Source organism: Micromonospora sp. WMMD956, from assembly GCF_029626125.1.
Lineage (GTDB): Bacteria > Actinomycetota > Actinomycetes > Mycobacteriales > Micromonosporaceae > Micromonospora > Micromonospora carbonacea.
Genome location: NZ_JARUBI010000005.1, coordinates 6,424,187 through 6,444,401, shown reverse-complemented (window position 1 = coordinate 6,444,401; position 20,215 = coordinate 6,424,187). Strand labels below are relative to the sequence as shown.

At 76.1% G+C, this 20,215-nt stretch carries 11 protein-coding genes; 6 read left to right on the top strand and 5 right to left on the bottom strand.

Features of this window, described 5'->3' with window-relative positions; genetic code table 11:
* Nucleotides 1–20 precede the first annotated feature (20 nt).
* Nucleotides 21–2,156, top strand: coding sequence for a penicillin acylase family protein (locus O7628_RS27870; protein WP_278135104.1), 2,136 nt, complete (start codon nucleotides 21–23; stop codon nucleotides 2,154–2,156).
* On the top strand, nucleotides 2,153–2,719 hold the full coding sequence (locus tag O7628_RS27865) for a GNAT family N-acetyltransferase (RefSeq protein ID WP_278135102.1): 567 nt from the start codon (nucleotides 2,153–2,155) through the stop codon (nucleotides 2,717–2,719). Before O7628_RS27870 ends, O7628_RS27865 begins: the two co-directional genes overlap by 4 nt.
* Before the next feature lie 15 nt (nucleotides 2,720–2,734).
* On the opposite strand, the gene O7628_RS27860 is transcribed toward O7628_RS27865, so the two are convergent.
* The gene (locus tag O7628_RS27860; RefSeq protein WP_278135099.1) at nucleotides 2,735–3,979 is read right to left on the bottom strand and encodes a PucR family transcriptional regulator; all 1,245 of its coding nucleotides are present in this window, start codon (nucleotides 3,977–3,979) and stop codon (nucleotides 2,735–2,737) included.
* A 179-nt stretch (nucleotides 3,980–4,158) separates the two neighbouring features.
* On the opposite strand from O7628_RS27860, the gene O7628_RS27855 reads away from it, so the two are divergent.
* Nucleotides 4,159–5,445, top strand: coding sequence for a YncE family protein (locus O7628_RS27855; RefSeq protein WP_278135097.1), 1,287 nt, complete (start codon nucleotides 4,159–4,161; stop codon nucleotides 5,443–5,445).
* A 62-nt stretch (nucleotides 5,446–5,507) separates the two neighbouring features.
* On the opposite strand, the gene O7628_RS27850 is transcribed toward O7628_RS27855, so the two are convergent.
* The gene (locus O7628_RS27850) at nucleotides 5,508–6,305 is read right to left on the bottom strand and encodes a serine protease (RefSeq protein ID WP_278135095.1); all 798 of its coding nucleotides are present in this window, start codon (nucleotides 6,303–6,305) and stop codon (nucleotides 5,508–5,510) included.
* Nucleotides 6,306–6,431: 126 nt separating this feature from the next.
* Nucleotides 6,432–9,041, bottom strand: a complete 2,610-nt coding sequence (locus O7628_RS27845; RefSeq protein WP_278135094.1) for a CHAT domain-containing tetratricopeptide repeat protein — start codon at nucleotides 9,039–9,041, stop codon at nucleotides 6,432–6,434.
* 187 nt (nucleotides 9,042–9,228) lie between these two features.
* Here O7628_RS27845 and O7628_RS27840 point away from each other — a divergent pair, with 187 nt between their 5' ends.
* The 3 genes from O7628_RS27840 to O7628_RS27830 are packed head-to-tail and all read left to right on the top strand — an operon-like array spanning nucleotide 9,229 to nucleotide 11,633.
* Nucleotides 9,229–10,533, top strand: coding sequence for a S8/S53 family peptidase (locus O7628_RS27840; RefSeq protein ID WP_278135091.1), 1,305 nt, complete (start codon nucleotides 9,229–9,231; stop codon nucleotides 10,531–10,533).
* Between the two features lie 28 nt (nucleotides 10,534–10,561).
* A complete protein-coding gene (locus O7628_RS27835) occupies nucleotides 10,562–11,194 on the top strand; it encodes a sigma-70 family RNA polymerase sigma factor (protein WP_278135089.1) in 633 nt (210 codons plus the stop codon).
* Entirely contained in the window at nucleotides 11,169–11,633 is a 465-nt protein-coding gene (locus O7628_RS27830; RefSeq protein ID WP_074476481.1) for a hypothetical protein, read from the top strand. Before O7628_RS27835 ends, O7628_RS27830 begins: the two co-directional genes overlap by 26 nt.
* A 66-nt stretch (nucleotides 11,634–11,699) precedes the next feature.
* On the opposite strand, the gene O7628_RS27825 is transcribed toward O7628_RS27830, so the two are convergent.
* A complete protein-coding gene (locus O7628_RS27825; RefSeq protein WP_278135087.1) occupies nucleotides 11,700–17,153 on the bottom strand; it encodes a carboxyl transferase domain-containing protein in 5,454 nt (1,817 codons plus the stop codon).
* Nucleotides 17,154–17,313: 160 nt separating this feature from the next.
* Complete coding sequence (locus O7628_RS27820; RefSeq protein WP_278135086.1) at nucleotides 17,314–20,157, bottom strand: condensation domain-containing protein; 2,844 nt, start codon at nucleotides 20,155–20,157, stop codon at nucleotides 17,314–17,316.
* Nucleotides 20,158–20,215: the final 58 nt, after the last annotated feature.

Below are 20,215 nucleotides of genomic sequence, written 5' to 3'. Positions count from 1 at the left end.
GTTAGGGGAGGGTAACCTAAATGACGCTGTTACGGGAGTCGACGCCACCGCCGGCGTCGCTCGCGCCGCCCGTCGGGCCGCCGGTCCGCGCCGCCGGCATCCACCGCGACACCTGGGGCGTGCCGCACCTGTGGGCCGACACCGTGGACGACCTCGCCCGCCTCCAGGGCCGGGCCACCGCGCTCGACCGGGCCTGGCAGATCGAGGTGGAGCGGTGGCGCTGCGAGGGGCGGCTCGCCGAGCACGTCGGCCCCGCCGAGGTGGGCTGGGACCGCTTCGCCCGCCGGGCCCGCCTCGACGACACCGCCCGGCGCTGCTACGCCCGGCTCGACCCGGCCACCCGGCGCTGGGTCGCCGCGTACGCGCAGGGGGTCAACGACGGGCTCGCCGAGGGCGCCGCCGCGGCCCCGGAGTTCGCGGCGGCCGGCTGCGCCCCCGGCCGGTGGCGGCCGTGGTCGCCGCTCGGCGTCTTCCTGGTGCAGCACGTGCTCTTCTCGACGTTCCCCAACAAACTGTGGCGGGCCCACGTCGCCGCCACGCTCGGGCCGGCGGCCACCGCCCTGTTCGACGTCGAGGCCCCCGGCGGCTCGGGCAGCAACGCCTGGGTGACGCCGGCCGACCCGGCCACCGGCCGCGGCCCGGTCGTCGCCGGCGACCCGCACCGGATCCTCGAACTGCCCGGCGTCTACCAGCAGGTCCGCCTGGCCTGCCCCGAGTTCGACGTGCTCGGCTTCGCGTTCCCGGGGGTGCCGGGCCTGCCCCACTTCGGCCACGCCGGCGACGTCGCCTGGGCGGTCACCAACGCGATGGCCGACTACCAGGATGTCTACCGCGAGCGGCTGCGCCGCGACGGCGACGTGGTCCTGGTCCGCGAGGCCGACGGCTGGGCGCCGGCCCGCCGCCGGGTCGAACACGTCGTGGTACGCGACGGCGAGCCCCTCCCCGTCGAGGTGATCGAGACGGCCCGGGGGCCGGTGGTCGACCACGACCGGGACACCGGCGAGGCGCTGAGCCTGCGCGCGCCCAGCCGGGTCGAGCAGCGCTGCGGCTTCGACGCGCTGCTGCCGCTGCTGCGGTCGCGGACCGTCGACGACGTCGCCGCCGCGCTCAAGGACTGGGTCGAGCCGGTCAACAGCGTGCTCGTCGCCGACCGGTCGGGCGCGGTCACCCAGCTCGTCGCCGGCCTGGTGCCGGTGCGCGACGAGCGGTGCCGCCGCGAGCCGGTGCCCGCCTGGGAGCCCCGCTACCGCTGGAGCGGCCGGTACGCGGCACTGCCCCGCACGACGGTCACCGGGCCCACGGCCTGCGCCAACGACCGCCGGCCCGACGTGGCGGCGCTGGGCCGCGACTTCGCCCCGCCGCACCGGGCCCGCCGCATCCGCGCCCTGCTCGCCGAGGGCGCCGCGCCGGCGGCCGTGCACATGGACACCCAGCTCGACGCGGGCGTGCTGCGCGGCGTCCTCGACCGGCTCGACCCCGACGCCCGCACCGGCCCGGCCCGCGACCTGTGGAAGCGGCTGGCCGACTGGGACGGGCGGATGGCCGCCGACAGCGCCGACGCCGCCGCCTACGCCGCCTGGCGGGCGGCCCTCGCCCGGGGGCTGCACGAGCACCCGGCGCTGCGCCCGCTGCGCGCCCCGGGCGCGTACGACGAGCTGTTCCGGCCGTGGACGAACCCCCTCGGGCGGATCGGCCACGCCCTCGACGCCGTGGTGGCGGGGCTGCCCGGCCTCGGCGTCGACGTCGGGCCCGTGGCCGCCGCCGCCCTGGAGGAGGTCGCGCACGGCGACCCGCCCGGCACCTGGGGTCAGCGGCACGCCCTGCACCCCGTCCACCTGCCGGTCTGCCCCGAGGTCGACGCGGCGGTGGCGGCGATGCGCGACCGCGTCGCGCTGGCCGGCGACAGCGACTGCGTGCTCGCCACCAGCAGCGTCCCCGGCCTGTCGGACGCCTGCTGGCGCGGCCCGGTCGCCCGCTACGTGTGGGACCTGACCGACCGGGCGGCGAGCCGGTGGGTGGTGCCCTTCGGCGCGTCGGGCCGCCCCGACGACCCGCACTTCGCCGACCAGTTGCCGCTGTGGGCCACCGGCGACCTCGTCCCGGTGGAGACCGACTGGCGGCTGCTGACCCGTGAATCCGAGAAGAGGGACACGTGACGTACCAGGAGACCCTGCCCGGCCTCGGCGAGCTGTCCCTCGTCGAGGTCGACCCGCAGGCCCACGCCGAGCTGCTGCACGGCTGGGTCACCCAGCCCCGGGCCGTGTACTGGGGCATGGGCGGCTACACCGTCGAGGAGGTCCGCGAGGTCTACGCCTTCGTCGACGGGCTGGCGACGCACCACGCGTACCTGATCCTGCTCGACGGCGCGCCGGTCGGGCTGTTCCAGACCTACCGGCCGGAGGCCGACCCGGTCGGCGAGCGGTACGCGGTGCTGCCCGGCGACATCGGCATGCACCTGCTGCTGTCCCCCGGTCGACGCCCGCCGCGTGACCTCACCGGCACGCTGGGGCAGGCGCTGGTGCGGTTCCTGTTCCGGGACCCGACCCGGCAGCGGGTCGTGGTCGAGCCGGACGTGCGCAACGAGCTGGCGCTGCGGCGGCTGGCGCGCTCCGGCTTCACGTTCGACGACGAGATCGACATGCCGGACAAGCGGGCGCGGCTGGCGTTCCTGACCCGGGACCGCTTCGAGGCCCTCTTCCCCGCCCCGCTACCCGGCTGACCGACGCCGGGGGCGTCACCTCGCCGGGCGGTGCGACCGGGCGGCCCCGGGACGGCCGGCGGCAGCCTCGCCCAGCGGGTCGCCGGCGAGCCAGGTGCGCAGCGCCCACCACCAGCGCACCGTCTGCGGCACCGGCCACCGGCCGCCCGGCTCGGCGAGGGTCGGCGGCATCCCGGTCAGCTCCTGCAGCCGGCGCAGCCGGTAGCGCACCGTGTTCGGGTGCAGGTGCAGGGCCTCGGCCGTGCGGTCCAGCCGCTGGCCGTGGTCGAGGTAGGTCAGCGCGGTCGAGGCGAGCTGCCGGTGGAACTCGTCGGCCGCGTCGAGGGCCGCCAGCAGCTCCCCGCTGACCAGGTCGGCCAGGGCCGGCTGGGCGGCCAGCGCGGTCTCCCCGGCGAGGTCGACCACCCGGTGCAGGCCACGCAGCCCGGCCCGGGACGCGGCGCGCAGGGCGGCCACGCAGAGCCGGTGCAGGGCCGGGGCCTGCGCCAGGGGCCGCGCCGGGGCGGCCACCACGAGCCCGGCCGCGTCGGCGAGGTCGGCGGGCGGCAGTCGTACGCACAGGCCGGCGAGCCGGTCGTCGACGGCGCCGAACAGCGCGCCGCCGCCGCAGAGCTGCCGCTCCACCGCCGCGATCCGGGCCGGGTCGGTCAGCTCGGTGACGACGCAGTGGTAGCGGCCGTCGGGGCGCAGCCCGAAGGCGGCCAGGTCGTCGGGGCGCGGCCCGAGGGCGTCCCCGGGGCACGCATCGCCCGCCTCGTCGAGCAGCAGCCGCCGCAGCAGCCGGTTGCGGGCGTCGCGGCGGGATCGGGCCAGCTCCAGCTCCGCCGTGTGGTGGCCGTCGACCAGGGCGCGTTCCAGCGCGCTGGCGTACCGGCCGAGCTCCAGCAGGGCGTCCAGCAGCGCGGTGTCGGGTATCCCGGCGGCCCGCCCCCGGTCCAGCGCGATCTCGATCACGCGCTGCCGGCCGGCCTGCACCCCGCGCAGCAGGCCGGCGACCGAGACGCCCTGCGCCGCCCGGTCGGCGCCGAGGCGTCGGGCCTCGGCGAAGTCCCGCTCGCTGGGCTCCGTCAGCCGCTCGAACGACGCCAGCCCGGCGGCCAGCAGCGCCGCCACGTGCCGGCGGTTCTCGGCCGTCGGCAGCCGGGCCACCTCGGGCGAGTGCACCCGGGCCGCCTCGACCATCTCGTCCACCACCCGCCGGTCGGTCGCCAGGTCGCGCAGCAGCGCGCCGAGGGCACCGGCCCGCTCCGGCATCGTCATCGGCCCGCTTCCCTCCGCCCGGGCCACTGTGGCCCGTCCACAACGACCCGGCCGGGTTTTGGCCCCCGTGCCCTACCGGGAGTCCGGCTTCGGTTGGTTTCCTTCTGTTACCGCAAAGTAACACCGCACCAGCGCACGCGGAACGCCACCATCGGTCGCCCCACCGGCAGGAGCAGCCCATGACCGCAGCAGCACCGTCGTCCCCGCCCGTCCGCCGTCCCCGCGCCCGCCGGTACGGGGCCGTCGCCCTCGCCGTCGTGGCCGTCGCCGCGCCGGCCCCGGCCGTCGCCGCCCCCGCCGACCCGGTGGGCCCCGCCGCTCTGGAGGAGGTGATGTTCGTCGGCAACAACTGGGAGGGCACCGTCGACGTCATCCGCTCCCGGGGCGACTACGCCCGCCTCGGCCGGGTCAACGTCGTGCCCGACAAGCAGCAGCGGCTCTGGGAGATCTACCTCAACCCGATCAAGCTCGCCTTCTACCTGGGCATCCAGCAGGGCCCCGGCGAGGGGCACGACCAGCTCGTCGACGACATGTACACCACGCCGGACGGCACCGCGCTGGTGGCGTCCCGGCCCAGCTTCGCCGACGTCGTCTCGATCGACCTGCGCACGGGCGCGGTGCGCTGGCGGTTCCCCGTCTCCGGGTTCCGCTCCGACCACATGGCCGTCTCCCCGGACGGCACCCGCGTCGCGGTGTCGGCGTCCACCTCGGACACGGTGCACGTGCTCGACATCGACACCGGCAAGCAGCTCGGCTCGTTCGGCACCGGCGACACCCCGCACGAGAACATCTTCACCGGCGGCGGCCGGTACATCTGGAACATGTCCATCGGGGACGTCAACAGCTCCTTCGACGCCCCGTCGCAGGACTGGACCAAGGGCGACCGCAAGATCACCATCGCCGACGCGGGCACCTTCGCGAAGGTGAAGGAGATCGACATGCGGCCCCGGCTCGACGCGTACGGCCGCAGCGACCTCTCCGACGCCGTCCGGCCGGCGGTCTTCACCCCGGACGAGAGCAGGCTCTACTTCCAGGTGTCGTTCTTCAACGGATTCGTCGAGTACGACGTGGCCGGCGACCGGGTCACCCGGGTCGCCACGCTGCCGAAGAACCCGAACACCACCGAGGACCGCACGAAGTGGGTCAACGACTCGCGGCACCACGGCATGTCGATCAGCCCGGACGGGGCGAAGCTCTGCGTCGCCGGAACGATGGACGACTACACCACGATCGTCGACCGTTCCACCCTAACCCCGGGTCCGCTGGTCACGGCCAGCAAGCCGTACTGGGCGACGGTGAGCGGCGACGGCCGCGACTGCGTCATCTCCGAGTCGGGCGCCGACCAGGTCACGGCGATCAGCTTCGCCACGGGCCAGAAGGTGGTCAGCGTGCCCGTCGGCGACCACCCGCAGCGGGTGCGGATCGGGCACCTCCCCGCCGGCTGGACCCCGCCGGCCGCCCGGTAGTCCCCCGCGCGGGCGCGGCCCGGCCGGATCACCGGCCGGGCCGCGCCCGTCTGTCGGGGTGGTCAGCCGCCGAGGCTGGCGGCGGCCGAGGCGATCGCGGAGGCGAAGTAGCTCACCTGCGTGTAGACGCCCGGGTAGTTGGGGCGGGCGCAGCCGTTGCCCCAGCTGACGATGCCCACCTGGATCCAGGCGTTGCTGGCGTCGCGGCGGAACATCGGGCCGCCCGAGTCGCCCTGGCAGGTGTCGGTGCCGCCGGAGGCGTAGCCGGCGCAGATCTCCTCGGCCGGGATGATGTCGCCGCCGTAGTTGGCGTTGCAGACGGAGTCGCTGACGAACGGCACGGTGGCCTTGAGCAGGTAGCGCTGCTGGGCGCCGCCCTCGCGCGCCGCGCCCCAGCCGGCGACGGTGAAGGTGCCGCTGTCGTACGCGCCCGAGGTGGCGATGGGCAGGGTGGCCAGGCCGGTGACCGGGGTGGCCAGGCGGATCAGCGCCCAGTCCTTGCCGTTGCCGTTGTAGCCCGGCGCGCGGTAGACGTAGTTGGACCGGACGGTGATCCGGCTGGCCGACTGGAGGTCGACCACGCCGAGCGTGGCGGTGATGCTGGTGTTGGCGCCGGTGCGGCTGACGCAGTGCGCGGCGGTGAGGACCAGGGTGGGGCTGTAGAGCGCGCCGCCGCAGCCCATGGAGAGCCGCACCATGAAGGGGAACTCGCCCTGGGCGGCGGGCGTGCCGCCGACCACGTTCGGGGTGACCGTGGCGTCGCCCGCCGCGGCGGCGGGTGCGGCGAGGGTGAGGCTGCCCGCGGTCACCGCGGCCAGCGCGGTGGCCAACAGGCCGGTGAGGGTGCGCCAGCGAACCATGTGTTCCTCCGCATCATCTGCGGTGCGCCGGGGGTGACGCGCCGCCTTCGGATGACGGGAATCATATTTACGACAGTCGATTACCAATCATCCTCACCTGGTCATACGACGGTGCTATCGCCGCGCTCAGCCTGCGCCGAAGCAGACGAAGGCCGCCGCCGTGGCCAGGGCGGCGGCGTCGCCCGTCGCCACGAACGCGGCCTGGGCGTCGGCCAGGGCCCGCGCCGGCCGCGCGCCGCCCCGCATCCTCCGGTGCAGGTCGAGCATCAGCGCGGTGGTGGGCTCGGCCGGCACCGGCAGCACGGTGGCCACCAGGCAGCGGGCGCCCCGGGCCAGCAGCACCGCCGTGAAGCCCATGACCTCGTCGCCGGGGCGCACCCCGGACAGCCCCGAGTCGCACGCGGACAGCACGACGCAGCCGGGCGGCCGGGGCAGCCGCTCCAGCTCGTAGGCCAGCAGCGGGCCGTCGGCCAGCTCCAGGCGGGAGAAGAGCGGGTTGTCGGCCCGGAACGTGCCGTGCGCGGCGATGTGGGCCAGCGCCGCACCGTCCAGCGCGGCGGTCAGCGCGCCGGCGGTGGCGTCCGCCCCGGTGAACACCCGCGCGCCGGGCAGCACGCCGGCGAGCTGGCACACCTCGGTCTGCGCGGCCGGCAGGCGCGGCCCCGCCGCCAGCACCGGGGGCCCGGCCGGCGCGTCCCGGCGGTCCGCGGCCAGCCAGGCCGTCGCCGAGGGGGCGACGGTGACCGGCCGGCCGGCGCAGCTGGGCAGGCCCGCCCACGGCACGGCGTGCAGGGCCCCGATCGGGACGACGACCAGGGGACGGTCGCCCAGGTGCCGGCGCAGCGGATCGAACAGCTGCCGGTCCAGCGCCGTCGCCGCGTGCGCCACCCCGGCCCGCACGCCCGCCGAGTCGCCGGTGGTGACCAGCCGGCGCAGGCCGAACCGCAGCAGCCGGGCCCGGTTCGCCGCCTCGGCGAGCGGGCCGAGGTCGTGCAGCGTCGCCCGGCCGTCGCGGACCAGCACCGCCCGCAGCCGCTCCCCGTGCGCCACCAGCTCGACCAGCACGCGCGGGCCGAGCCGCCCGGCCAGCGTCGACACGCCGGGCGGGGCCGCCACGGCACCGCCGCCGGGCACCCGGCGGGACAGGTCGCGGATGTGCTGCTCCAGCCGCGCCTGCCGGCCCCGCAGCGCGTGCGCCGGCCGACCGGCCAGCAGGTCGTCCTCCAGCAGACTGCTGACCAGTCGCAGCTCGGTGAGCGCGGCGAGCAGGTCCGGGTCGGCCGGCGGCAGCGCCGCCCGGGTGCGCACCGCGCTGGCCCGCCACCGCTCCGCCCAGGCCAGCACCCGCGCCGGCGCGCCCGAGCGGACCGCGATGTCGAGGCCCTCGGCGGCCAGCTCCTGCCCGTACGCCCCGCTGTGCGCCCGCAGCTCGGTGGCGCCGAGCGAGGCCCGGTGGCTGTCCAGCACGGCCAGCCCGCGCCGCAGCGCCCGCGCCGCGGCCCGGTCGTCCCCGGCGAGGCGGTGCGACAACGCCAGGGCGTACCACCCCTGGGCCCGGCCGGGCGCGGTGCCCCACCGGCGGGCGCGGGCCGCGGCCCCCAGCAGCTCCGCCGCGCGGTCGGCGCGGCCCAGCGCGGCGGCCAGCCGGCCGGCGTCGATCCGGGTGGTCAGCGCGGGGCCGGGCCAGCCGGTCGCGTCGAGCTGACCGGCGGTACGCACCAGCGCCGTCAACAGGGCCGCCGACCGGGTGCCCCGGCGGAACTCCGCGCGCAACTCGACGTGCCGGGCGAAGGCCGCCCAGGTGCGGCGGCCCTGGCGGCGGAACCGGGCCCGCGCCTGCGCGGCCGTGCCGATGGCGGTGTCCAGGTCGCCGGCGAGCAGCGCGGCCCGGGCCCGGGCCAGCAGCGCCTCGGCTAGGTCGGAGGCCATGCCCCGGCGGTTCAGCTCCCGCACGGCCACGGCGGCGACCTCGACCGCCTCGTCGAGCAGGGGCACCGACAGCAGCAGCTCGAAGCGGTCCAGCAGCAGCGCCGGCCGGGGCACGGCCAGCCGGCCGTACTCCTGCTCGACCTCGGCGAAGCAGCGCAGCGCCCCCACCGTGTCGCCGCGCTGGCCGACCGCGATGCCCAGGTTCCAGCGGGCGTCGGCGGCGGCCAGGTCCAGCCCCAGCCCCTCGAAGATCGCCGCCGACCGGGCGAGGTCGTCGTCGCGGCCCCGCGCGCCCCGGTGGGCGTTGAGCAGGCCCCGGTTGTTGCGGGCCCGGGCCTCCAGCAGCCGGTCGCCCTCGCGCTGGGCGATGTCGACGGCGAGGGAGTAGTCGCGCACCGCCTCGTCGTAGCGGCCCCGGTAGTGCAGCACCACGCCCCGCTGCATCCGGGCGCGCCCGGCGTCGGCGCCGGTGAGCTGCGGCAGGGCGGCGGTCACCGCCCGCAGCGCCGCGGCGGTGCGGCCGGCGTTGGCCAGCACGTAGCCGAGGCTCATCCGGGCCAGGGCACGCGCCCGGGGCGTCGTGGCGGCCCGTTCCGCCCGGCGCAGGTGACGCAGCGCCCCGGGCAGGTCGTTGAGCTCCCGCAGGGCCAGGCCGATCGCCCGTTCGGCGGTGGACCGCTCGTCACCCGCGACGGCGCGACCCCCGGCGAGCACCCGCTGCGCGACCGCGATCGCCTCGCGGGGATAGCGCTGCACGGCGTCGAGCGCGGACTGGGCCGCGCCGGCGGAACCGGCGCTGTCGGCCATGGCAGACAGCGTTCCCGATGGACCCGGCCACCGTCAATCCGGGGTCCGACAGTGGAAATTGCCGGCATTGGACCGCCCATTCCTCCAATTGACTTTCAACTATGCTTTGGAAGAATCGACAGCGCCCCGACGTGCTGTCGCACCGGGACACCGCCGACCGCGCACGTCGCGACCGCCTGGAGGACCGGTGCTTCCTGACCGCCCCCGCACGCCATTGCCCGCCGGTCGACTGTCCCGGCGAGGGCTGCTCGCCCTCGCCGCGTGCGCCGCGGCGGTGCCGCTCGGCGGCGGGGCGCGACCGGCCGCCGCCGAGGGCACGGACGACGATGCTTACCAGAAGGCGTTCTCCACGGCGTTGGCCGCCGACCCCGACGTGCGGCGCTTCACCACGCAGGGCCGGGAGTTCCTCTACCGCCCCCGGCAGCTGCTCGCCGCCAACGCCGACGTCCAACGGGTCCTGTCCTGGCTGCGCTCGCGCGGGCACCAGGTGAACGCCGGGGCCGGCTTCGCCGGGGTCACCCGCCTGCTGTTCGCCAAGGAGACCGACGTGCCGGCGGTGGTGACGGCGCTGCGCGACCCGAGGCAGTGGCCCGGCCAGCAGGTCCCCCGGGTGCAGCCGCACCACGTGCTGCTGGGCCTGGGCAACATCATGGGCAACCCCGGCAGCCCGCCCCGCGCCGCGGCGGCGCTGCCGCCGCCGGACCCGTCCCGCCTCGGCGAGGGGGCCGGCGTCACCGTCGGGGTCTGCGACACCGGGATCTGGCAGCAGGCCGGCGCCTGGCACCCCCAGTGGCTCGGCGGCAGCTACCTGCCGGAGGCCGACGACCTGGACGCGCTCTACGTCTCCGGCACCACGCTGGCCCCGCAGGGCGGGCACGGCACCTTCGTCGCCGGGGTCGTCCGGCAGGCCGCGCCGGGGGTACGGGTGGACCCCGAGCAGGCGTTGAACCCCACCGGCGTCGGCGACGAGGCGATGCTGGTGGCCGCCATGTCCCGCCTCGGCTCGCAGGTGACCGTGATCAACCTGTCCCTCGGCGGTTTCACCCAGGACGACGTGCCCCCGCTGCCGCTGGTCAACGCCGTGGCCGCGCTGCCGGCGCAGACCGCCGTGGTGGCCGCCGCCGGCAACGCCGGCAGCAGCCGTCCCGCCTGGCCGGCCGCCCTGGAACGGGTGCTCGCCGTGGCCGCGGTGCGCCGCGACGGCGGGGTCCTCGCGCCGGCGTCCTACAGCGGCTTCGGCCCGTGGGTCGACGCCTGCGCCCTCGGCGAGCGCGACAGCACGTACGTCGAAGGCCAACTGCCGCTGCCCGGGCGACCGACCCTGGTGTTCCACGGCTTCGCGACGTGGGCCGGCAGCTCCTTCGCCACGGGCCACGTCTCCGGTAGGCTCGCCGCGATGATGACCGCCGGTGGCCTGAGCGCCGACGCGGCGCGGCTCGCGCTGCTGACGAATCCCCGCTGGCATCCCGACTACGGGGTGTTCGTCGCATGAGCCGCGCGACGGGCCACGGGGAGGCGCGGTGACCGACACGACGGCGACCCGCCTGGTGGCGGCGGCCTCCGACGGCGACGAGGCGGCCTGGGCGGAGCTGGTGCGCCGCTACACGCCGCTGGTGGTGGCGGTGATCCGGGCCCACGGGATGAGCCGCGCCGACGCCGCCGACGTCAACCAGACGGTGTGGCTGCGCCTGGTGGAGCGGCTCGGTCAACTGCGCGACCCGGAGGCGCTGGCCGCCTGGCTGGCGACCACGACCCGGCGCGAGTGCTACCGGCTGTCCCGCCTCGACCGCCGCATGCGGCCCGTCGACCCCTACGACGACACGCTCGACGCCCGGCACGGGTCGCTGGTAGACGCGGTGACGCCCGACGAGGAGCTGCTGCGCGCCGAGCGGCGGCAGGCGCTGCGGGAGGGCTTCGCGCAGCTCCCGCCCCGCTGCCAGGACCTGCTGGCGCTGCTGACGGCCGACCCGCCGGCCAGCTACCGGGAGATCGGCGAACGGCTGGGCATGCCGGTGGGTAGCATCGGCCCGACCCAGGCGCGCTGCCTGCGCAAGCTGCGCGCCTGCCCGGCGCTGGCCCCGTTCCTCGGGGTGCGCCGTGGCCTGGACACGAGCGGGGGTGAACGCGATGGCGCCGTGGCCGCCGGCCGATGACGACGCCCTGACCGTGGAGCTGGGCGCCGCGCTGTGGGACACCGGGCCCGTCCCGGAGGAGTTCCTCACCGCGGCGCGGGCCGCGTTCGCCTGGCGGACGGTCGACGCCGAACTGGCGGTCGCCGAGCTGATGTTCGACTCGGCGTGCGACGCCGAACCGGCCGGCCTGACCCGCTCGGGCGGCTCCGCCCGCACGCTGTCGTTCCGCAGCGGGCAGGTGGTGCTGGAGATCGAGGTGACCGAGGCCGGGATAGTCGGCCAGCTCTCCCCGCCCCGGGGCGGGCGGGTCACCGCCCGCACGGCCACCGGCCCCTACGACGAGTCGGCGGTCGACGAGGTGGGCTTCTTCTCGCTGGGCGCTCCCCCGTCGGGCCCGGTCCGGCTGTCGGCCCGCGCCGACGGGTACGCCGTCGCCACCGACTGGGTCAGCCTGGGCTGAGCAGCCCCCCGCCGGAACCGCCCCGGCCGGCCGACGCCCTCGGGCGTCGGCCGGCCGGAGCACGGCTCAGCGGAGGCCGGACTCGATGGCCTCGATGATCCGGGGCCGCAGCTCGGCGGCGCGGATGACGGCGTCAACGGAGCCGACCTCGACCGCGCGCTGGATGTTGTGCACCCGGTCGAACTCGGCGGCGACCTCGCCCAGCTTCTCGGCCCGCACCGACGAGCGCAGCTCGTCCAGCTCGGCGGTCAGGGCGGCCCGGTCGGTGCCGGCGGCCGCCGCGACGCGGGCCTCCAGGTCCCGCACCCGCGGGTCGGCGGCGGTGCGCGCGTTGACGTCGCCGGAGAAGACCACGGCGGCGGCGGGCGCGCCGCCCAGCACCGACGCGAACGAGCCCTCCAGCGCCAGCACGGTCATGTTCGGGTTCAGCGCCTTCGAGAAGACCACGAACGCGCCGCCGTGATAGCGGGAGATCACGCAGAACACGATCGGGCCGCGGAAGTTGACGATCGCCCGGCCGATCTCCGCGCCGTACTCCAGCTGGAGCTTGCGCATCGACTCCGGCGAGCCGTCGAAGCCGGACAGGTTCGCCAGCACGACCAGGGGCCGGTTGCCGCTGGCCGTGTTGATCGCCCGCGCGGCCTTCTTCGACGAACGCGGGAACAGCGTGCCCGCCGTGTAGGTGTCCGGGCCGTCGGTGGGCGGGAAGCCGCGCCGGGGCACCGACCGCGACTCGATGCCGAGCAGGCACACCGGCATGCCGCCCAGGTGCACGTCCTGCACCACCGCGGTCTCCGCGTCGGCCATCCCCGCCCAGCGCTCCAGCACCGGGTGGTCCTGGTCGGACAGGGCCCGCATGACGCTGCGGATGTCGAACGGCTTCTTGCGGTCGGGGTTGGCCTCGGCGGAGAAGATCTCGCCGACCGTGGCGAAGTCGCTGCCCGCCATGATGTGCGGGAAGTCGGAGACGTCACGGTCGACGGGGTCGGTCGTGGTCGCCCGACGCGGCCCGGACTCGCCGGGGACGACGTACGTGTGGTCGTAGTGCGCCATCAGCACGTCCCGCGCGGCGGTCAGGTTCGGCGCCCAGTACTGCGCCTGCCCGTTGGGCCCCATCACCCGGTCGTAGCCGCCGATGCCGAAGTTGTCCTCCGCCGAGACGCCGCCGGAGAAGTCGAGCGACTGCTTGCCGGTGAGCACCATCGCCGAGTCCGGCGTCATCACCAGGACGCCCTTGGTGTGCATGAGCATCGTCGCCTCGGCGTTCCAGTACGGCTGCGCGCCGACGTTGATGCCCGCGACCACGATGTTGATCTCGCCGCCGTCCTGGGTGAACTCGACGATCCGCTTGAGCGCCGCGGCCACCCAGTCCATGTTCTCCGTGCCGGACTCCATGGAGATCCGCGCGCCGGAGGACAGCGCGTACCACTCCAGCGGCACCCGCATCGACTCGGCCAGGTCCAGCGCGGCGATCACCCGCCGGCACTCCGGCTCCGACAGCGCGCCGAGCGACTTCGTCGGGTCGCCGAGCAGCACGACCCGGGTGACGCCCTCCGGGTGGCGCGTCGTGCGGGTGGTGACCACGCCCGCGACGAGCGCCGCGCGGTTGCGGCCCCGGGGCCGGTCGACCGGCACCAGAGCGTGCCGCTCGTCGAGGTCGTGCTCGACGAACTCGCCGAGCAGGCCGGTCAGCTCGTAGGGGTAGACCGTGTTGCGGCTGGCGGCCCGCAACACCTTCTGCCGGTAGTCGTCGAGCGGCTCGACCGGCTCGTCGGACGGCTCGCCGACGGTCAGCTCGGCCGCGCCGGTGGCGTCGAAGGAGACCCGCACGGCGATCTTGGTCAGCTCGCCGGTCTCCCGGTCGCGCTGCCGCGCGATGAACAGGATCTCCTCCAGCCCCGCGCCGGCGGTCGTCGGCAGCACCCGACCGGCGATCGTCTCCAGCTCGGCGCGGGTGATGTCGCTCGGCGGCCAGACGTAGACCACGATCCGGTTGGTGTTGGCCCGCTTGTTCGACGGCCGCCGCGACAGCGCGCGCCGGATCGAGTCCAGGCAGGTGGCCACGGTGTCCTCGGCCGTCGGCAGCGACACCAGCCGGCCGTCGTGCTCGCGCAGCTCGGTCAGGTCGCGCACCTGGGCGAACGCGACGAGGCGCTCGTCGGACGGGTTCTCCCGGGCCACGCACCGGAAGAGGTAGACCTCCTCGTCCGACGACGGCAGCCGGGTCAGGTCGAACTTGCGCAGCCGCTCCAGCTGCATCCGCTGCGCGATGTACGGGTGCAGGAAGCGGACCAGCCGCTCCTCGGCCATCCCGGTGGTCGACGGGCGGAACGTGAAGTGGTGGTGCATCACCGCGCCGCTGCGGCCGGCGACCGTTGCGGTGATCCGGCGGACTCCGGCAGGCAGCGGGTGGGCCCCGATGACCTCGTGCAGCGCCGCCGCCATCGCGTCGGGGTCCTCCGGCTGCCGCTCCCAGGCGAGGTAGACGTCGGCGTCGACGGCCTCCTCGCCGCCGGCCAGCTCCGCCAGCCCGCGCAGCGCGTCGCCCAGCGCCTCGAACCGCACCGCGGCGGAGACCACCCGCGAGTCGGCCCGGTCGGCGACGACGAACGTGCAGCCGGCGACGGAGCTGGTGCGTACGTCGGTGAGGCCCTTGTTGCCGTAGTAACGGCGGGTCAGCACCTCCAGCATCACCGCGTTGTCGAGGTGGTCGCGGACCAGCCGCTGGCCGAGCAGCCGCACCAGCGGCTCGGTGCTGCGGACCATCTCGGCGACGCGCTCGGCGCGGTCCGGCGCGTCGGGCTGGGCGTCGAGGTGGCGCAGGTGCCGGCGCACGGCGGCGTAGACGCGGGCCCGGTTGCGGCGCAGCAGCGGCTGGCCCAGCCAGGCGAACACCACCCCGCGCGCGAGGTCGGCGACGACGGGGAAGCGGACCTGCGTGGCGGCCACCAGCCGCTCCAGCGCGAGGCCGGCGGGCTCGCGCAGCACGTCGTCCGGCGGGGGCTCGCGCAGCCACTCGCGCAGCAGCGTCGCGACGACCGTGGCGTCGGCGGCGGCGCGCTGCTGGGCGAGGAAGATCCGGAACACGGCGGCCTCGAGGGCGGGCGTGCGCTCCAGCTCGGTGACGCCGTAGTGCCCGAGGGCCTTGGCCAGCTTGGCCTGGAACGTGTCCGGCAGGCCGGCGCGCTCGACGTCGAGGCACTGCAGGTAGGTGTGGAAGTATTCGCGGGCGCTGAAGACGTGGCCGTCGCCGTCCTCGCCGGCCGGCCGGTTGCGGCTCAGCTCGGCGAGGTCGGCGAACACGTCGACGAGCCCGAACTCCTCGGCCAGCGGCCGGTAGCCGGCCTCGGCGGCGGCCCGGCGGGCGACCAGGTAGTCGTCGAGGACCCGCCGGTCGTCGTGCGGGTCGACGTCGAAGCCGAGCAGCAGGCTGCGCAGGTCCTCCTGGCCGCGCGTGGCGCGCTCGCGCGCCGGGACCGTCGCGGGGGCAGCGGGCAGGTCCAGGTCGACGGCCGGGCCGGACGAGGCGTCCTCGGCGGCGTCGTCGTCGGCGAGGGGCTCCAGCCGCAGCAGCGGCGCGCCCGTCTCGACCTGGCTGCCGACGGAGACGGCGCACTCCTTGAGCCGCGCCCGGAACGGCGCGCGCAGCACCGTCTCCATCTTCATGCTCTCCAGCACCAGCACCGGCGCGCCCGCCTCGACCTCCGCGCCGACCTCCAGCGGCGTGGCGACGACCAGCGCGGGCGCGGGCGAGCGGACGACGCCGCCCTCGTCGCGGCTGACCCGGTGGGTCACCCCGTCGACCTCGACCAGGTGCACCGGCCCGTGGGTGCCGGTGAGCAGGCGGTAGCGCGTGCCGTTGACGGCGATCTGCCCGGTGTGCCGGTCGAAGCGGTCGAGCTCGACGTCGGCGGTGCGCACGCCGTCGCCGGCCTCGATGCCGACGCGGAACCGGTGCGCGCCGACGCGCGCCACCCGGACCCGGTAGCCGACGCCGCGCAGCTTCAGGTCCAGCGGCCGGCCGCTGGCGTGCTGCACCTGCGGACGCCCGCCGAACGCCGTCGACAGCAGCCGCTGCCGCTCGGCGCGCTCCTCCTCCTCGTACGCCTCGATGGCGGCGGCGGCCAGCGCGACGGCGGAGTGCCGGTGCGTCACCAGCCGGCCCTCGCCCCGGACGCGGTCGATCCAGCCGGTGTCGGCGCTGGCGTCGATCACCTCGGGCTGGTCGAGCAGGTCGAGCACGAAGCTCTTGTTCGTCGCGCCGCCCTCGATGATCACGGTGGTCTCCGCCATGGCGCGGCGCAGCCGGCCGAGCGCCTCGTGGCGGTCGCGGCCGTACGCGATGATCTTGGCGATCATGGAGTCGAAGTCGGCGGGGATGGTGTCGCCCGCGCTGACGCCGGTGTCGACCCGGATGCCGGGCCCGGCGGGCAGATCGAGCCGGGCGATGCGGCCCGGGGAGGGGGCGAAGTCGCGGTCCGGGTCCTCGGCGTTGAGCCGGGCCTCGATGGCGTGCCCGCGCTCGACCGGCGGCGCGCCGTCGAGCCGGCCGCCGGAGGCCACGTGCAGCTGCGCCTTGACCAGGTCGAACCCGCAGGTCACCTCGGTGATCGGGTGCTCGACCTGCAACCGGGTGTTGACCTCCAGGAACGCGAACAGCCGGTCGCCGGGGTGGTAGAGGAACTCGACGGTGGCGGCGCCCCGGTAGCCGACGGCGACGGCGAGCCGCTCGGCCGACGCCTTGAGCTCGGCGGCCTGCTCGGGGCTGAGCACCGGCGACGCCGACTCCTCGATGACCTTCTGGTTGCGCCGCTGCACGGAGCAGTCGCGCACGCCCAGCGCCCACGCGGTGCCGCCGTCGGCGATCACCTGCACCTCGACGTGCCGGGCGCCGGTGACGAGGCGCTCCAGGAACACCACGCCACTGCCGAACGCGCGCGCCGCCTCCTGGCTGGTGCGCTCGTAGGCGTCGGCCAGCTCGGCGGAGCTGGTGACCACCCGGATGCCGCGCCCGCCGCCGCCCGCCGTGGCCTTGAGCATCAGCGGGTAGCCGATCCGCTCCGCGGCGGCCAGGGCGTCGTCGAGGGTCTCGACCGCGCCCCGGCTCCACGGCGCGACCGGCACGCCGACCTCCTCGGCGATCAGCTTCGCGCCGATCTTGTCGCCGAGCTTGCGCATGGCGTCCGCGCTCGGCCCGACGAAGGTGACGCCGACCCGCTCGCACAGCTCCGCGAACGCCGGGTCCTCCGCGACGAAGCCCCAGCCGACCCACGCGGCGTCGGCCCCGGTCTCCACCAGCGCGCGCTCCAGGGCCTTCAGGTCGAGGTACGGCCGCGCCGAGGCGGGACCCAGGTCGTACGACAGGTCGGCCTCGCGGACGAAGGTGGCCGTGCGGTCGACGTCGGTGTGCAGGGCGACGGTCTCGATCCGTGTCCCGGTCTCGGCGGCCAGGTCCCGGACGGCGTGGATGAGGCGCATCGCGGCCTCTCCACGGTTGACGATGGCGACACGACTGAACACCGACCCAGCCCTCCTGTAGACCGACGACGGGCGCACGCGACACTGCGACCCCGGCAGTGTTCACCCTTCCCTCTACCGGCGGGCAGCGCCATGTCGCAGACAGCGCAGGCTGCGCGGCCGACGTTGTAGGAAACCACCAAAGACCGTTGGCCGCACACGCCTAACCAGGGCACTCGTCGCCGGGGCCGGCGGGCGACGGCGACCACGGCCACGGGACGTCCCGGCAGGCCGCCTCGACGAGCAGGGCCTCGACGGCGCGCAGGAACCCCTCGGCCCGCTCCGGCGGCAGGTAGCGGGTGTCCACGGTCACGGAGAGCTCGACCGCGCCGGGGGCGTCGACGACCTGGAGGCGGCAGCGCCAGCTGAACGCGTCCAGCTCCTCCACCCAGCGGAACGCGCTGCGCTCCGCCGCCGCCCGCAGCGTCGCCTCGTCCCAGCCGGCGGGGTCGGCGTCGACGGCGGGCGGCAGCCGGATGTCGTTGAGGTAGCAGAACGGGGCCAGGGCAGTGTGGTAGTCGAGGCCCCGCTCGGCGAACGCGCGTTCCAGCTCCCCCGGGTCGTAGTAGGCGTGCCGGTAGGCGTCCAGCGACGCCGCGCGGGCCCGGGTGAGCAGCTCGGCGAAGGCGGGCCGGCCGGCCAGGTCGATCCGGCAGAGCCCGATCTGGTTGAGCTTGCTGACCGCGCCGTCGTACTCGGGCTGGAAGCGGTTGTTGACCATCGTGAACACGCCGCAGACGTCGCCGCCGCCACCGGCGGCGAGCACGGCGGCGGTGGCCGCGAGCAGCACCGTGGCGTTGCTGACCCCGTGCCGGGCGGCGACGAGCCGGGCCGCGTGGCGCACGGCCGACGAGACCAGCGAGCCCCGGCGGTAGCGGGGGGTCAGGCCGGGGCCGACCGGGTCGAACAGGCCCACGGCGAGGTCGGGGAAGTGCCGCGTCCAGTACGCCACCGCCCGGTCGCCGCGGCGGCGCTCGCCGGTGCCCTCCCGCTCGGCGACGTCGAGCGACTGCGGGCCCGCCGGGGTGGGCACCGACCCCCGCAGCAGGAGCATCCGCAGGTCGCGCAGCACCGTCTCGGTGGCGTGGAAGTCGACGGTGGAGTGGCTGAAGACCAGCACGACCTGGCGCACCCGGCCGGCCACGGTGGCCAGGGCGGCCCGCACCGGCCACTCGGCGGCGTGGTCGAACCGGGGGTCGCCCAGCCGCGCGGCCAGCGCCGAGGCGGCGACCCGGCCGTCGGGATCCGCGACGGCGTCGGCCACCGGGTGCACCAGCACGGGCAGCCGGCCCGCCCCGGTGGCCGCCTGGAACAGCTCGCCGTCGACCGAGCGGACCCGGGTGCGCAGCGACTCGTGCCGCCGCGCCAGGGCCGCGACGGCCCGCACGGCCCGCGCCACGTCGACGTCGGCGCGCCGGGACACGCCCAGCGTGCGGCGCAGGTTGAGCACGCTGTGGCGCGGCGACTCGAACACCTCGACGGCCCGCCACATCGCCCGCTGGCCCCAGGTGAGCGGGCCGGTCGCGTCCCGGCCGCCGGTGAACTCCGCGTATGCCAGCTCCTCGCCGGCGGCGGCCGGGAGCAGGGCGGGCGGCGGCGTCGGCGGGGGCGTCGCCGGGGCGGGCGACGGCCAGGGCACCTCGGCGAACGCGGCGTCCACCAGCAACTCCTCCAACTCGCGCAGGAAAACCTCGACCGCGTCGAGGGCGACGTGCCGGGTGTCGGCGCTCAGGGTGAGCCCCACCCCGCCCGGTGCGTCGACCACGTGGGTCAACAGGTGCCAGGAGGACCGGCCCAGCCCGGCCGTCCAGGAGAAGCAGCTGCGCGCCGCGGCGGCCCGCAGCTCGCCCCGGGTCGCCTCCGGCACGGCGGCGGGGCCGCCGACGGGCAGCCGGACGTCGTTGAAATAGTAGTGGGGCAGGAATGCCGAGTCGTAATCGCGCCCGGCCGCGGCGAATGCGGCGCGCAGCGCGGCCGGATCGTAATAGGCGTTCCGCAGGCCGTTCAGCGACGCCCGCCACACGCGGGAGAGCACCTCCGGGAATGCCGGCCGGCCGCTCAGGTCCAGCACGCAGAATCCGATCTGGCCGAGGTTGGCCACGGCATTCGCGTAACCGGCCGGGAACCGATTGTGCGCCATCGGGAAAACGCCGCAGAGTTCCCGGCCGGAGCGGGCGGCGGCCAGGGTGCTCACCCCGGCGAGCAGCACCGCCGAGGTGCTGACCCGGTGCCGGGCGGCGATCATCCGGGACGCCACGTCGACGGCCGAGGAGACCAGCACGCCCCGGCGCAGCCGGGGGGTCAGGCCGGGGCCGCCGTCCGGCAGCGGCCCGACCGGGAGCCGGTCGAACTCCCGCAGCCAGTACGCCACCGTCCGGGCGGAGCGCCGCCCGTCGGCGGTGTGCTGGAGCCGGGCCACGTCCGCCGACTGGGGGCCGGGCGGGGTGTCGAGACGCCCGCGCAGCAGGAGCAGCCGCAGGTCCCGCAGCACCACCTCGGCGGCGTGGGCGTCCACCGTCGAGTGGCTGAACACCAGCACGACCTGGCGTACCCGGTCGGCCACGGTGACCACCGCGGCCCGCACCGGCCACTCCTGCGCGTGGTCGAACGCGACGTCGGCGAACCGGTCGGCGACGTCGCGGGCGGCGGCAGCACCGTCGTCCACGCCGGGCACGACCAGCACCGGCAGGTGTCCCGTCGCGGCCTCCTGCTGGCACGGCCCGCCGTCGACCACCCGGACCCGGGTGCGCAGCGAGGCGTGCCGGCCCACCAGCGCGCCGAGCGCCCGGACGGCGCGCTCGGGGTCCACCCCGGCCCGGGCCGACAGCGACACCGTGCGGCGCAGGCTGAGGAAGCGGTGGCTGGAGCCGTACCGGGCGTCCGCCCGCCACGTCACCTGCTGCGCCCAGGTCAGCGGGGCCGGCGGGGAGCCGACGCCACGGAACGGCGCGGACAGCAGCGTCTCGTGCGCCCACTCGGCGGGCACGACCGCATCGACGAATCGCATTCCCGACCGTACGACGGGCGGTAGGGCGCCGGGTCGGTCGATCGGATTTTCCACAGTA

Excerpts from the sequence above, each read along its gene's own strand:
- O7628_RS27870 (WP_278135104.1), top strand. The coding sequence starts at position 21 with ATGACGCTGTTACGGGAGTCGACGCCACCGCCGGCGTCGCTCGCGCCG.
- O7628_RS27860 (WP_278135099.1), bottom strand. The coding sequence starts at position 3,979 with ATGACGATGCCGGAGCGGGCCGGTGCCCTCGGCGCGCTGCTGCGCGAC.
- O7628_RS27855 (WP_278135097.1), top strand. The coding sequence starts at position 4,159 with ATGACCGCAGCAGCACCGTCGTCCCCGCCCGTCCGCCGTCCCCGCGCC.
- O7628_RS27850 (WP_278135095.1), bottom strand. The coding sequence starts at position 6,305 with ATGGTTCGCTGGCGCACCCTCACCGGCCTGTTGGCCACCGCGCTGGCC.
- O7628_RS27845 (WP_278135094.1), bottom strand. The coding sequence starts at position 9,041 with ATGGCCGACAGCGCCGGTTCCGCCGGCGCGGCCCAGTCCGCGCTCGAC.
- O7628_RS27830 (WP_074476481.1), top strand. The coding sequence starts at position 11,169 with ATGGCGCCGTGGCCGCCGGCCGATGACGACGCCCTGACCGTGGAGCTG.
- O7628_RS27820 (WP_278135086.1), bottom strand. The coding sequence starts at position 20,157 with ATGCGATTCGTCGATGCGGTCGTGCCCGCCGAGTGGGCGCACGAGACG.